The organism is Flavobacterium enshiense (assembly GCF_022836875.1).
GTDB lineage: Bacteria > Bacteroidota > Bacteroidia > Flavobacteriales > Flavobacteriaceae > Flavobacterium > Flavobacterium enshiense_A.
Genome location: NZ_CP090376.1, coordinates 468,610 through 483,709 on the forward strand (window position 1 = coordinate 468,610; position 15,100 = coordinate 483,709).

Consider the following 15,100-nt stretch of genomic DNA (forward strand, 5'->3'; position numbering starts at 1 on the left):
AATATTTTAAACCCGTTTGTCTATAAAAGTTATAGGTTTGCGGCTTTCTGGTGCAAATATAATATTATTTAGGATATCTTTTGCAACAAATTCAACTTTTGGCGAAACCCTAAGTTTGGCTCTAAAATGATCTTTAATATGATTCAGCAACTCTTCTGAAGGATTATTAGAAGCTATACGGATCAAAATCTCATCGGTACCCAACTCGTTGGAGGAAATCTCAATCAAATGGCTTTGAACTCCTTCAAAATAAGTCAGCAGATCATGCATGGCCGGCGGATAAAGTGTCGTTCCTTTGTATTTTATCATGTGTTGCTTGCGGCCAATTACCGGACCAACACGTGGCGTATTTTTTCCGCATGCACACGGTGAGGTATGCAACTTAACGATATCTCCCGTTTTAAAACGCAATAATGGCATTGCTTCTACTCCTAAAGTAGTAATAGTCAACTCTCCGCTCTCCCCTTCTGCTACTGGGTTGTCGTTGTCGTCCAGAACTTCGGTGATGATTAGTTCCGGATGCTGATGACCTCCCTGAAAATATTCGCATTCCGTAAAAGCGGTACTCATCTCCGTTGAAGCATAAGTCGAAAACAACTGCAGATTCCATTTTGAGGTAATTTTTTCTGCTAATACCGTAGGTGAAAAATCCTGATTACGCAATGATTCCCCAATGCAAATCACACCTTTTACACTTGAAGCGTTATAGTCAATCCCTTTATTTTCTGCATATTCAATCATTTTCAATAAAAAAGATGGAACGGCAATCAGATACTTGGGTTTGTATTTCAGAATCGAATCCCATTGCAATTCGGGAATACCTGCTCCAACCCTGATAATGCCCGCTCCCAGTTTTCGCAATCCCAGAAAATAAGCAAGACCTGCCATAAACCTTCTGTCCAATGTCGTCATCAGCTGTACTACATCCCCTTTTTGGATTCCGGCACAAGCAAACGAAATCGCTTCATTATAAGCCAAACGGTCCAGATCCTTATCGGTCAAACCAAAGGTAACCGGACTGCCCAATGTCCCCGAAGTAGTCGCATAATCAATAATTTCATGCATGGGCACACAAAAAAAGGCGTCATTATCAACCTGAAGGTCTGTTTTGGAAGTGGTGGGCAGCTGCTGTAAATCCTTAATGGTTTTTACAGACTGAATATCGATTTTTTCACGAGCGAACAGCGCCTTGTAATAAGGTGATTTTTCACTTAAATATGCTAGTGTTTCCTGCAACTTTTGCTCCTGAAGTGCATTGATTTCCTGTAACGTTGCTTTTTCTATTGCCGGTATCATCAGCGTCTTTTATTTATTTTTCTCAGATAGTTTTCAATAAGTAATCGATCCGGGACTGTTGTAATTTCTTTGGTGAGGGCTTTTTCAAATTCTATTTTAGCGGCTGCATCCCATCCTTTTTCATAATAGTATTTCCCCGTTTTAAAGTACACACGCCAAAAATCAGGGTTGTTATTCTGATAATCTTTGATAAAACCTGCACTTAAATTAAGATCTTCTTTAATGGCCTCATCCATAACTCCGTCCTGAGTTCTGAATTCCTCATAATTGCGGTAAGTTTCCGTGCTTAAAAAAGGATCTTTAGGAATGTTTAGAGAATCCGTTCCTAAAACCACAAAATCATTTCCTTTTTTACTGAAAATAGCTTTGAGATCATAGGCCACAAACTCACCCAATTGGTAGGGATTGGAAGACACCCATGCCATTCTGCTTTCAGGCTTAAAAATAACACTGTGATGTGTCAATAGCTGGTTTACCGATTTTTCATTGCCATAGCCTAACGGAGCATTTTTCAACCCTCCTGTATTTCGGATTATTTCAGCCATTTTTTGGGGATCCATCTTGTCTTTCTCAGCTAACAATTCCTGCATACGATCAAAACGATATTTGGAATGGCTTTGGACAATATGATCCTGATTTCGTTCGTCTGAATGGTAGGCTTCACTCTGAAAATGATTGGAACAAACCAATTGGTTACTGTTTACCACCTCATAAATACCAAATTTTTCAGGAGAAACTTCAATCAGAACCGCTTTTTTATCTTTCGCGCTGCCGATCATAATGGATTCGGACACAAAAACGGCTCTTTTTTTAGCTATGGCAATTGCTTCGTCAATAGTTGAAGCATACTGTAAAATTTCTCTCGCCACAATTGAGATAGGTGTTTTTGCAACAAAAGGAATTTCCGATTTGCCCGAATTTATCGTTACGGTCAATCCTTCCAGATTCATACCTGACACCACTCCTATCATTCCGCCCCAGGTCACCGACATAAACGGATGGCCTTTTTCCGGCCTTACAAAAGCGACTATTTTATCTTGAGCAAATTCATCTCCCGCATAAAAATCGAAATTTCTTCCGATCAACAATTCACCATCAGTAGTTTTGTCATCCCAGGCAGCCATTGAGGAGCATCCCACCAAAGCCAGATCCTGCAAAGCATGTCCGATATCATGGGCTGCATGAAGATATAACGATCGCAAATAATTGGGAGCTATAAACTGGTAATCGTCAGAATTGTATCGTGAAATGCCATAAATTTCCGTTTGGTATTCTTCCGGAACATTGAGATACAATTTTCGATTGTACCATTTCAGAAAATTTCGCAATATTCTTTGCTTAAATTTAGACGGAATAATGTCCTTAATTTTGGTAAAAAATACGCGTTCCTGTTTTTTTATCAATGTATCACTAAGACCGCCGTTTATAAGTCCGAGCTGAAGCGCATCTCCGGAAACATACAATTCCCAAAGTTGTTGTTTGTTCTTAATGAGATAATTAGTTCCCGAAGAAAAAAGGGTGTCCGAATATTTTGTAATTATAGGTTTTTCCTGATTATATACCTCAATTTGAGGTCGATGGTGTACCGAATTATACGTACCACAGGAAAACAAGCAAAAAGCCAGTCCTATAAAAAGCAATATTTGAATCCTTTTTTTCATTTTACTGTCCCGATTCCCGGTTGATTTTATCTATAAGATAATCGCCTCCTCCTAAAATTTCCGAACAAGTGGCAACGGCCCCAATTGTTACCCCTAAAACACCATGCATATTGACACTCTGTCCTGTGAAATAAAGGTTATCTATTTTGGTTCTTGGCGAAATAAACGTTTTCATGGGATCGTTCGAATCTTTCATATAACCATATAAATTTCCGTGATACCCTCCGATATAATCCCGATAGGAAAGCGGAGTCGACGTGTGCATTGATTGAATGCAATCACGTATCCCAGGAAATTTTTTCTCAATTTCGGCAATGAAAACTTCCGCCTTTTCTCTTTTATATTTTTCATACGAAGCCCCTCGATCTTCCTTTTGGGAAACGGTATTATGTGTATCTTCCCATGCGGAAAATTCTTCAAATCTCAGATACGTTATTGCCGTTAGGCTTTCGGCCCAGACCTGATTTTCTTCAGATATATTCATTGAAACCATATATGACTCGGGCCAGGAAGCATCGGCGTATTCGTTCGCATTCCAAACCCTGCTGCTGTCTTTGAAATGATAATAATTATGGTTCAGATAAGGAAAACATTCCGGTTTAAAAACAATATACAGACTAAAAGCAGAGGGCAGCACTTCCAAACCCTGAATTCTGCTGTAATAGGATTTTCTAAACTTATCCTCACCTATCATTTTAAGGGTCGTTTTCGGCTCTATATTGGAAATAAAAATATCTCCGAAAAAAACTTCTCCATTTCGTGTTTTTACCGAAGCCAGTTTCCCGTCTTCGAAATCAAAGGCAACTACCTCCCGGTGTTTGTATACTTCACCACCATATTTTCGGAGTTGCTTAATCAGTTGTTTTGTAATCTGACTCCCCCCATTTATACAACGCCACGAACTTTGAATGTATGAGTTTACAGAAAGTGCATGAACATAAAACGGCGTCTTATCAGCAATTCCGGCATATAAAAAATTGGATCCTGCCAAAACCGCTTTAAGTTTTTCATTGTCGGTTAACTCATCTAGATAAGCTTTTGCGTTGATGGACAAGATTTCGTTTTGATACCCTTCACCTCGCTTTAAATTATACAACGGAAAGGAATCACAGGTATGAATCAGCTTATCTAAATACGTTCGGATAGTTTTTTCCTCATCCGGAAAATGTACCAGCAAATGCTGGATAAAATTCTCGTAGCCCTGCGCATGAGGATACTCGGTTCCATCATCGCCAAAAGAAATAATATCGAACCCATTCTCATCCATCTTTTTGAGCTTAAGATGATCCATGATGCCAATATACGAAAAATATCTATGAAGATTCTGACCTTTTTCCAACCCTCCAATATAGTGAATACCGGTATCAAAGATGGTTTTTTCGCGCACGAAAGTCTGCAAATTGCCTCCATATTGGTTATTTTTTTCCAATACGCAAACGCTTTTTCCTTCTTTTGCAAGGATAATGGCCGAAACCAGTCCTCCCAAACCACTACCAACAATTACTACATCGTATTTTTTATCCACTTTTTATTTCTTTAAAACCAGTAAACCTTCTTCCTTACTGCTTACTTCAAAACCCTGATTTACAAAATGGCTTCTCAATTCAAAATTATCAATTAAAACAATTTTATTCACATTGTCCAGTTCCATCTGCTTGACAAAATCAGAACGTTGGGATGAAACCAATAAAACATTGGCTTTCTTATTATTTTCCGAAACCGAATCCAGATAAGTAAGTCGTCGTTTTTTCAAAATATAATTTGACGAAGCTATCTCTCTTTTCTCCGGATCCTGCATAAAACTCTCGATTTTTCTTTTTGGCTGCTGAAGCACTAACAATGCGTCCAACTGGCCGAAGTCATCCGCGATATGTAAAATTTTCGCATCATCGCTCAATACTTTATTCAATCGGAAGTATAATGATTTTCTCTGCGCGAAATTGGATTTCACGACTCTTCTCACTTCCTGTTCCTTATAGAGAAAGCTGAGCAGTAACTTGTTTTTGAAATAATTTTCATCTTCCAATTCCGTGCGCAAAAGAGCATACTCTTCCCTGAAATGCTTATTTATTTTTTTGGTGCGTTCTGAGTAATTCAACCCGAAAGAAATGTCATCAGCTTTGATTCGTTTACCGATAACCACCGATATATTTTCATCATAAATAATGTGATCACCTTTAGGCAAAGTCTCTGCATTTCCGTGGATATATACCGGAAGTACATCAAGATTAAAATGTTCTGCCAGATAAAAAGCTCCTTTGTGAAAACGGTTGATTACACCGTCCTCCGAGCGAGAACCCTCCGGAAAAACCATCAGAGAATAACCTTGCTCCACTTTCTCCCTCAAATGTTCTACGCTGCCTTCCACACCTTGTGAAACCGGATAATAACCCGCCAATTTTACAACACGTCCAAAAATAGGTGAGTTATAAACCCAGTCGTTAACCAAATAAATGATTTTCGGCGTTACCATACCAACAGCCAACGTATCCAAAAAGGAAGTGTGGTTGGAAATAATTACCGAAGGTTTATCAAACGTTTCAACATGTCTGTTGATAATCTGTTTTTTCACAAATGGATTGGAATACAAAACCGATTTCATGAATTTCGAAATGATCATCCTAAACCACATCATCTTCACTTCCTTCTTAACCGGCAAGATTTTCAACAACATTTTTCCTGTCAATGAAAAAAAGAGTCCACCCAATCCGTAATAAAGAAATGAAAGCGTAGAATGCAGCAACAACCTTAACGATATAGGCGATTTTCCTTTTTTGGCCCTGTTTATAAAACAGATTCTGAACAAAATTGGATAGAATATAAACGTAATCAGCAGGGCCGCAAAAACACCAATCAATGAAACCGACGAAATCGATTTTAATGCCGGATGTTCAGCAAAAATCAAGGCGCCGATGGCAAGAATTGTTGTTAAAGCAGCCAATATAATTGAAGTCCTGTAGGTCGGCATTTCATCTTTTCCGGTGGTGTATTCCTTCTGCAGTGCGCTGGTCATGAAAATACTGAAATCGACTCCGTGTCCAAAAATAAGCGTACATACAATCGTACTGAAAATGTTCAGCTGAATACCCAAAATCCCCATCACCCCGGCAGTAACCAATCCGGTAATCACAATTGGAATGGTGCTGACAATTACCAGTTCAATACGGCGGAAAAACACAAACAAAATAAGAATTACCGCTACAAAGGAATAGTTTACCAAATCATTGAAATCGTCGCGGAGTTTCCCCAAAAAGGTTTCGTTCATTTGCTGCCTGTCAATTGCCAACACGTTCTTCTCCTTTGAAACTTTCTGCACAAAAGCGTCACGCTGTTCATTGGAGACTTTTACAACCGATGAAACCGTATAAAATCCATTTTTGGAAGCGACAAATTCATCTAAAAACAAAGCTTTCACTTTTGCGTACGTTTCAAAACCGATTGGCGAAAAATCCTTTTGCAGTAAATCGTAGAACGTTTGATGCGATTGAGGTTTAAATCCGATCACGCTCCCCTCTGAAATTAAATTATGCTGAAGGATATTCTTTTTTTCAGGCGTCCAGAAAGCATTCCATTTTGCTATTTTCTGTTGCTGCATTTCCTTTGAAAGCACCACACCTCCAATAGAACTGAAATTCAGGATCGTATTATTCTTTTTATCCGATGACAAGGTACGAAACAATGAATTGGCATTTGAAACCGCTTCTTCAGCCGAGTTACCATAAGACGCCAGATAGATGGACTTTGACGTTAAATTAGTCGCTTTTTCCAGCTTGGCTTCTGCTTTTTTGATTTCGGTTGGGACAAAATTCAATTCGGAAAGATTGTTATTGAACTTCACTTTTCCGAAAGTAAAAAAGCTGACAATGATGACAACTATACTTGAAACAATCAGAAACTTATTTCGCTCAAATGAAAAGCCTGCCGCCTTGTCCAATATTGTTTTTCGGTCCTGTTCGCCGACTTTAGGGTAATACAAATGCGGAATAACCAGCAAAGAGAACAAGGCCGAAACCACTACACTAATCGCGGCAAAAATCCCCAGATCCTTAAGCGCTTCGGAATTCACAAACAATAAACACAAAAATGCCAAAGCCGTCGTGCTACTGCTCATGATCAACGGCATGGTAATGTCTTTGTACAGTGTTTTCAAATCGCTGTTATTCTTGTAATGCGTAAGAATATGCAGGGAGTAATCAATAGTTACACCTAGCAATACAGCACCAACACTTAATGAAATGGCCGAAATTGTGGTTCTGATAAAATACAGGCAGGCAATGGCGCACAGCACTCCGAAAACAGACGGAATAAAAATAATTACCGGCACAAGCAATTTCCGGTAGAACAGTATTAAGATCAGCATAAGGGTTCCCAGCGAAACCAGAATGGTTGTGATGATGTCCCGCTTAATCTGCTTTGCATTGGCCACGGCTATCAGGGAAGCCCCAAAATAATCCACACTTGCTTTTCCGGCAAACTGTTTGTTTAAATTGGTTTTTATAGCGGTAAGTTTATCAACGAAAAGCGTGTTTTTTTCGGTTTCGCTTCCGCTTAATTTAGGATTGATGAACAGCAGCAGTTTCGACTCATCCTTAGTAACCAGAAAACCGTTTTTAAGTTGAAACTCGTCGCCTATGCTCAACTGTTGCAGCTTTTTCAGAGCAATGAATGAGATGCCGAGAGGGTCATTTAAAATAAAATCTTTCGCTACGATTCCGGTAGGCGAAATAAGGGTGCGGTAATTTTTATCGACCTGAACTGCCACACTGTCTTTATTGAGTTTCTGCTCAATGCGATCATAGTCTTTATCTTCAAGGAACAAAGGAAGATTATTGTACACGAAATCAAATGTTTCCTGAATACTTTCTTCGTCTACCTTTCCTTGTATGTCTTTTATATAGGCATTGCAGGAAGCCACACTGTCTAAAAAAACAGTCGCCGTTTCAGCCATATCATCTACCGTTCCGCCTTTCCCTTTCTCAATAATTACGGTTATTTTATCCGAAAAATTAAGTTGCTGCAACACTTTTGCCGTAACATCGGCTTGGTCGTTTTTCGGAATGATACGGGTAATATCTTCTTCAAATTTAATTTTGGAAGCGAAAAAACCAAAAACCAAAAGGAAAGCCAATGCAATTCCTACAGCTGCCAGCTTATTTCGCTGAACAAAATGATGAATTCTTATAAAATAAATGTGCATTTAAGTCCCTGATTTTTTCGAGAGCGAAAGTAACAAATAACTTCCAACTCCGAAAAGAATTGCCATTACAGTAGCTAAAACAAAACTCCCGATTATGTACTGAATGACATGTTCTTTTACATGTTCCATTGTTATCGGACTTCCCAAAGTAAATTGGGCTTTATTTCCTACAAAGAAAGCACCGGTTTGAAGTGAACCATAAATGATAAAAGGAATCATCGGCGGAACGCTCACATTGGAAAACGCGAAGGCCAATGCCTTGTTCCAGCGTAACAGTACAGCTAAAGAAATGACAATCAGCGTTTGAAACCCCCAAAAAGGGGCAATTCCAACAAAAACCCCCAACCCGATGGAAAGGGCTTTGATGGTATACGAATCGGAACTGGCTAAAATGTCCTCACGAACGAACTCCGTTATACTTTTTTTTTTAAAACTTCTAAAAAAGTCTCTTGGTTTGATATACAAAATGGTGATGATAACCAAAACGGTATTTAGGATACTTATTCGGGTAAAATCTTTAAAAGGGCGGAAATGGGTTACCCTTTCATTCGGATCGTATAAAATGTTTACCGGAACATTCTTTACCTCGACGCCATTCCATGCAGCTCGCACAATGACTTCGATTTCAAATTCAAATTTTTTGGTAAAAAAGCGCTCTGGAATCGATTCCAGCGGATACAAGCGATAACCAGATTGCGTGTCTTCCAGTTCGATTCCGGTTTCAAACCAAAACCAAAAATTGGAAAATTTATTCCCGAAACTGCTCTTTTTAGGGATTCCGTCCTGATTCATGTTTCGGTTACCAATTAGCAGTACTTCTTTTTCAGAATTTTCCAGATTATCCAGAAAAACAGTAATATCACTTGGAAAATGCTGACCATCGGAATCAATCGTGATAGCATAACGATACCCTAATTCTTTTGCCTTTCTGAAACCTTCACGAAGGGCATTTCCTTTCCCTTGATTTTTCGATATATGAATTTGGGTAATATTCGGATACGAACTTAAAATTTCTTTGGTGGTATCGGTTGAACCGTCATTGACAACAATACAGTTTTGAGTATAATTTAAAACCCCGTCAACAATACGACGCAGCGTTTTGTGGTTATTGTAGGTTGGAATAATAACACACAGCTTATGCTTTTCAATTCGCTCGCTTAAAGATGGATTGGCATTCATGATGTGTTATTTTAAAATCAGCTTTTTTTCGTTTTCGGAAAAAACTGCCGATTGCTTAACGTATTTTTTAATGCATTCCTTCACCTCTTTTGATTGATTATCAAAAGAATTAATAATCAGTTTTTTATCCTCTTCGATATTTCCTTTATACTTCAATGCTTTAGGAGTATTTTCCTGAATACTGAGACGTATAAGGCGAATTTCAGCATTAGTCGGTTCGGATTTCAATGCTTTCTCCAAAATGGTTACCCCTTCCACAAGCAATTCTTTCTTTTGCTTTGCTTTGGGAGCATATCTGGATTTAAGTACGATAGCAGCTCCTTTATAGGCCAGCAAGGTCGCATTGTTTTTGTTGTATCCGGAAAGCATCGCGTGAAACTTCTCGGAATTTTGCTTAGATTTTGACGCCGCATAGTAGCTTTCCCTTACCTCAGGCAATTCTTGGGCAAGCAACGAAAAAAAAATGGCTGCTATGTAAAACAGAAGTTTCAAATTATGCTTTTTTATAAGTATTGGTGAGTTTTAATGCGACTGTATCATCAAAACTCGTGGTATTTTTCACTTTTATCCCGGTTTCCAAATCACCTGAAATTTCCAGCTCCAATCGTAATACCGGATTGATGTCCGGATTGATAAGCGCCATAAATTTGACATTGGACGAATTTGCCATAAACAAAGAACTTCCCAGGATTTCCTCGGTAAGCTCTTTAACTATCTGCATCATGCAAACTCCGGGCGTTACAGGATTCCCTGGAAAATGTCCTTTAAAAATATCATGTTGCCGATTTAGAGACACGACAGCATCATATTTCCCCTCCGAAACATTCTCTAATTTTTGAACGGTATAAAAATCCTTTAGTAACATAAGTCTTTATTTTTGTTTTACATCAAATGTATATGAAATACCCAGTTGGAAAACCTGATTTAAGTAAATGTCATCAAAATTTCCGTTTCCGTCAACATCATATTCATCATAATACTCAGCACCAAAAATATCAATAAATCCTTGTTTGTAACGCGCTTCAAAAGTCAGACCATTCGGAAGAGAATATCCGATTCCTCCAACGATTCCCATATCAAACCCAATAAGGTCTTCACTAAGAGGCCATTCAAAATTATCGCCTACCTGAAAATCTAAAGTTGGCCCTACAACCGCTTCGAACCCGTGTCCGAAACTAAATTTATTGACAACACTCATAGACAAATAATCCAATGAATACTTCTTTTCGCTAAAAGTATTCAGACCATTCATAGGATCGAAGTTTCTATGTCTTACTTCAGATCCTTGTGCCGTATAAAGCAATTCCGGTTGAAGTGTATAAAATTTAGCCAACTTAATTGCCGCAAAAGCGCCTACATAGAAATCAGTTACAAAATCCGAGTTGGTGTTTGTAAACTTTGAAAATGTTGCACCTCCCTTAAGACCTGGTTTAACAGTTACCTGAGCATTCATCTGAGCTAATCCAAAGAAACACAGCAAGACTGTAGCAAATAATTTTTTCATTTTTAATTTGATTGATTACTGATTTGATTAAGTTCTATCTTTAGTTTAATGTTTTTATGGAGAATTGTAATATTTTCCGCAAAAGTACTGTTTTCTGAGGCAAATTCGAAGACAACTTTTTCCTTACACTTTGAAGCATTAATCAATTTTACCAGTTTTCCATCAGTTTTATTGACGAAAAAGTAATTAAATCGTTTTTTATCTGCTGATTTGTAAATATAGTATTCCTCATTATCAAGTGATTCCACTATCGAATAATCTACTCTCAGCAATAACCTGAAATCATCCCTTAAAGTATTTACAACCATTTTCTTGTCTAAATCCTCCATTATGTAATTCACTTTAAAATCGGTTTCCGACAGTTCAAAATCGAGCAACTTATTACCGAAATCAGTTGTAAAAACGACTCTGTGGATTGAATCATTTATTCTTTTAGCGATAAAAATACCACTAAGCTCATTCCCATAGACATCAATATGCGCTTTATAGACATAATCCATTTCCGGATTGGCAAAATATTGGTTTTGGAATTCCTTTATTGAAGTTTCTTTTTTAACTGCATTAGTAATTTCATACGGTTTACACGAAAAAAGAAGAACCGAGAAAGAACTAATTAGTAAAAACCGAATCATCGACTTTGGCATTTATCTGTTTGTTTTTGAATACGATACGGGTAAAATCGCCAGAAGGTTCAATTAATTTCACTTGGGAAACGGTTGTATCATTCATTGGGAAATACAAATCCACCTGTTGGATGTACTTCTTGATGGTTGCCGTTTTGGGTGTCAGTTTGGCGATAAATGACTCTTTGTTTTTAAAATAAGCAATCGAAAACTCCTTATCATCAAACATATTCCCACTTACACTGCCAATAATCAGCTTATTAATCTTTTCGAACATCTTACTGTTCGCGTCTACAGTGCTTTTATTCCCCTGATCGTTGATATATACTTTGTTGTTCTTAAAAACAATACTGTATTGATATGGTTTCGTGTATTGCCAATTAAGCCAATTGGGTTGTTTAAAATACATTTTCCCTGAAGTTTCAATATCTTTCGATAAAAAATCAAGGTGTTTGTACTGTATAAAATCCGTTTTTAATGTTTTTATGTTTTTGGTTTCTTTTTCAACTATTGCCTTAAAAACATCAATTTCTGCCGCTGACATTTTCTTTTCCTGGGCAAAAACAGTGTTGACAATCAAAAGCAACATTAAAAAAATTCTAGTTTTCATACGCTGGGATGTTTAACAAAGCATCAATGGTTACACATTCATACTTTTTTGACTGCAAAAATAACAATAACTGTTCCAAAACATTCACCGTTTTTAACGAAGTGTCATGCAGCAGAATAATCCCGCCGGGCGCAATTCTGCTTTTAATTCTTTCCAGAATCTTCGTTTCGTCTTCAATAACGGTATCGAGAGAGCGATTATTCCATCCGATAACATATTGGTTTGTCTTGGCAACAGCTCGGGCTATATTGGGATTCGTCACACCGAAAGGCGGACGGAAATACAATGCTTTCTTACCCGAAATACGTTCTATGATTGCATTGGTCTGAACAAGTTCATCGACAACTTTTTGAGTCGAAAAAAACCCGAAACGATTCGAATGGGAATACGAGTGATTTCCAACAACATGACCTTCTGCCAAAATTCGTTTAAAAATATCGGGGTGCTTTTCAATTTGACTTCCAATGCAGAAAAAAGTGGCTTTTGCATTGTATTTCTTTAGCAAATCAAGAACTTTTTCAGTCATCGGGTGCGGTCCGTCATCAAATGAAATGGCTATTTTCAGATTCTTTTCAGCTGGATTACTACAATAGCTTTTTACGAAATAACCTGTTTTAATATTCCACGACCCGAAAATGGTCAGCCCCACCCAAAAAGCAAAAAACGGCAGAAAACTCCACCATTTCAGATCAATATAAAAACTTAAAACGGAAAGAACAGCAAATGCAGAAACGAAAAAAAGAAGTGTATTTTTATGTTTTAGCATTTTTTGAGTAAGATTAAGCTATGGTCTTTTCCGCGATACTGGTTGTACAGCAAAAGCGTATTGTATGTCTCACTTTTTAGAGCATTCATACTCACAGTTTCAGGAATACTCTGATTTTTAATAATATTCGCAGCCGTCCAAAAACCAAATGCCGAGGCAGTGTTGTATTCACCGCTTAAATGTTTGTAATATACCTGAGGAGTTTTTTCAAAAAGAGAATTTGAAACATCATAATAATTATCAAATTCTATATCTCCATTGTTTCCTAATACAACAGCGTCAATATCGGATATTTTCAAATTATTAGTTTCCAAAAAGTTGGCGATAAAATCAGAAACCTCTTCTGCATCCAAAGAACTCTGCAAGGAAACCGCCTCAACCGAAGCATAAGAGCTTTCCTTTTTCTCGTTTTCCAACACAAAAAAACCCGCTCCTTCACTGTGGACAATCCCTTTTGAATCAGAATTTAAAACCGAATAAGGTTTATCTTCTTCCGACTTAACCAAATTAATCAACTTGTGAAGCGATAAGGTATAAGCTCCGGTTTCATCAATTCCTCCTACAAGAATACTTTCGGCTTCATTATTTTCAATCTGCATTTTAGCATCCATCAAAGCCGTCTCAAAAGATACCGCACCATTTACATACGTAAAATTATAGCCTTTACACTGTAATCCCAATGCGATTTGACCTCCAACTGTATTGTGGGTCGATTGAATGAACGATGTTGGTGTCAGAAATTCTTCTTTGTTATCCAAGATGGATTTCAGGAACTTTTCGGAATCTTCAACGCAACCCATTCCGGTTCCGATAATAATGGCTTCTGGTATCTCAACATTTGCCTCTTTCAGTGCTTTGGAAGAAGCAGCAATTCCCATTTTCACCCCTTTTGCCATGCGACGGCTAGCCCCAGGAGAAATAAATTCCTTATATGAAGGCTGGTTGGCGTAAATCACGTTCTCCGTAGTATTGATCGTTACTTCCGATAAAAATTCCGTTTCAAAAGTATTTTGATTTGAAATACATCCTGTCCCGTTGATATAACAAGTCTTCATCAGTTTTTAGAAAATAATACGGTTGAACAATTCCCTCCAAATCCAAAAGAATTGGAAAGTACATGCGAAATCGATTTTTCTTTCAGCGTTGTTTGCGGAATCAAATCAAATTCTTCCATTGGGGTTTTGAAATTCAGGTTCGGAAAGACAACATTGTTCTGCAATGCCAAAACACTGTAAACCGCTTCAATGGCAGCTGCTGCGGCTAATGTATGTCCGGTGAATCCTTTAGTCGAACTGAATTCCGGAACATTCTCACCGAAAACCCGAAGTATAGCTCGCCCTTCCGATAAATCGTTATTGGGTGTTGCCGTTCCGTGTGCGTTGATATAATCGATGTCAGATACATTTAAACCCGACATTTTCAATGCTTTTTGCATGGCCAGAAAAGCGCCTTCCCCATTTTCCGAAGAAGCCGTTTGATGGTAGGCATCGTTGGCATTACCAAAACCGGAAACATATGCCAGAACTTTTTTATTCGCTTTCTGAACCATCGCATCCGATTCCAAAACCAAAAAAGCGGCGGCTTCGCCTAAATTCAATCCTTTGCGATTGTTATCAAAAGGCGTGTTATAGGTATCCGATAAAATCATCAGGGTTTTGAAACCGTTGATGGTGAATTTAGCCAAAGCATCGGTTCCACCAACAATTACACGGTCTAACTGTCCGGATTGAATAAGGCGGGCACCAATCATAATGGCATTTGCCGCCGAAGAACAGGCTGTACTTACCGTAGTTACCAATCCTTTCAGGCCAATGTGTTCGGCTATTTTATGAGTGACTTCTCCACAATCGTGACTGGTAATGTATCTTCTGCAAGATTCATCTTCAAAATAATCGTAATAGAATTTTTCAGTCATGTCCATCCCGCCCACACTCGTCGCCGAAACCAACCCTGTTCTGTATTCGTTGCAATCTTTAATTCCGGCATTTTCCAGTGCCTGTTGTGCCGCTATGGCACCCAACATCGATGTTCTGGAAAAATCATTGTCAGCGGGAAGTCCCAATTGTTGCGCTAACTGCTGGTTGCTTTTTTTAATTTCCCCGACTTTGATAACAGCAGCATGGGCCGTGTCAAAATTTTCTATAGAAGAAATCCCGGTTTTACCGCTTATCAAAGCAGCATAATTCTCTTCGACATTGTTTCCAATCGAAGAGATTATCCCCATCCCTGTTATTGCAACTTTCATCTGAACTATCCGGATTATT

At 38.2% G+C, this 15,100-nt stretch carries 13 protein-coding genes; all 13 read right to left on the reverse strand.

Going from position 1 to position 15,100, the window contains the following annotated elements; all coding sequences use genetic code 11:
• Positions 1–6: 6 nt before the first annotated feature.
• Genes LZF87_RS02140 through LZF87_RS02200 form a run of 13 tightly spaced genes read right to left on the reverse strand, consistent with a single transcriptional unit; the run spans position 7 to position 15,081 of the window.
• Positions 7–1,296, reverse strand: coding sequence for a phenylacetate--CoA ligase family protein (locus LZF87_RS02140; protein ID WP_244340953.1), 1,290 nt, complete (start codon positions 1,294–1,296; stop codon positions 7–9).
• Positions 1,296–2,957 carry a C45 family autoproteolytic acyltransferase/hydolase gene (locus LZF87_RS02145; RefSeq protein ID WP_244340956.1) on the reverse strand — a complete coding sequence of 554 codons (1,662 nt, stop codon included), beginning with the start codon at positions 2,955–2,957 and terminating at the stop codon, positions 1,296–1,298. Before LZF87_RS02145 ends, LZF87_RS02140 begins: the two co-directional genes overlap by 1 nt.
• 1 nt (position 2,958) lies before the next feature.
• Positions 2,959–4,482 carry a phytoene desaturase family protein gene (locus tag LZF87_RS02150; protein ID WP_244340974.1) on the reverse strand — a complete coding sequence of 508 codons (1,524 nt, stop codon included), beginning with the start codon at positions 4,480–4,482 and terminating at the stop codon, positions 2,959–2,961.
• A gap of 3 nt (positions 4,483–4,485) precedes the next feature.
• Positions 4,486–8,154, reverse strand: coding sequence for an MMPL family transporter (locus LZF87_RS02155; protein WP_244340992.1), 3,669 nt, complete (start codon positions 8,152–8,154; stop codon positions 4,486–4,488).
• The gene (locus LZF87_RS02160; RefSeq protein ID WP_244340994.1) at positions 8,155–9,333 is read right to left on the reverse strand and encodes a DUF2062 domain-containing protein; all 1,179 of its coding nucleotides are present in this window, start codon (positions 9,331–9,333) and stop codon (positions 8,155–8,157) included.
• 6 nt (positions 9,334–9,339) lie between these two features.
• Complete coding sequence (locus LZF87_RS02165) at positions 9,340–9,825, reverse strand: hypothetical protein (RefSeq protein WP_244340996.1); 486 nt, start codon at positions 9,823–9,825, stop codon at positions 9,340–9,342.
• Between the two features lies 1 nt (position 9,826).
• A complete protein-coding gene (locus tag LZF87_RS02170) occupies positions 9,827–10,198 on the reverse strand; it encodes a 3-hydroxyacyl-ACP dehydratase (RefSeq protein WP_244340998.1) in 372 nt (123 codons plus the stop codon).
• Positions 10,199–10,204: 6 nt separating this feature from the next.
• Complete coding sequence (locus LZF87_RS02175; protein ID WP_244341000.1) at positions 10,205–10,837, reverse strand: porin family protein; 633 nt, start codon at positions 10,835–10,837, stop codon at positions 10,205–10,207.
• Positions 10,838–10,839: 2 nt separating this feature from the next.
• Positions 10,840–11,481, reverse strand: coding sequence for a hypothetical protein (locus tag LZF87_RS02180; protein ID WP_244341002.1), 642 nt, complete (start codon positions 11,479–11,481; stop codon positions 10,840–10,842).
• The gene (locus LZF87_RS02185) at positions 11,447–12,070 is read right to left on the reverse strand and encodes a LolA family protein (RefSeq protein WP_244341004.1); all 624 of its coding nucleotides are present in this window, start codon (positions 12,068–12,070) and stop codon (positions 11,447–11,449) included. Before LZF87_RS02185 ends, LZF87_RS02180 begins: the two co-directional genes overlap by 35 nt.
• Complete coding sequence (locus LZF87_RS02190) at positions 12,060–12,836, reverse strand: polysaccharide deacetylase family protein (RefSeq protein WP_244341006.1); 777 nt, start codon at positions 12,834–12,836, stop codon at positions 12,060–12,062. Before LZF87_RS02190 ends, LZF87_RS02185 begins: the two co-directional genes overlap by 11 nt.
• A complete protein-coding gene (locus LZF87_RS02195; RefSeq protein ID WP_244341008.1) occupies positions 12,830–13,891 on the reverse strand; it encodes a beta-ketoacyl synthase N-terminal-like domain-containing protein in 1,062 nt (353 codons plus the stop codon). The genes LZF87_RS02190 and LZF87_RS02195 overlap by 7 nt, the downstream gene beginning before the upstream one ends.
• On the reverse strand, positions 13,891–15,081 hold the full coding sequence (locus LZF87_RS02200) for a beta-ketoacyl-[acyl-carrier-protein] synthase family protein (protein WP_244341017.1): 1,191 nt from the start codon (positions 15,079–15,081) through the stop codon (positions 13,891–13,893). Before LZF87_RS02200 ends, LZF87_RS02195 begins: the two co-directional genes overlap by 1 nt.
• Between the last annotated feature and the right edge of the window lie 19 nt (positions 15,082–15,100).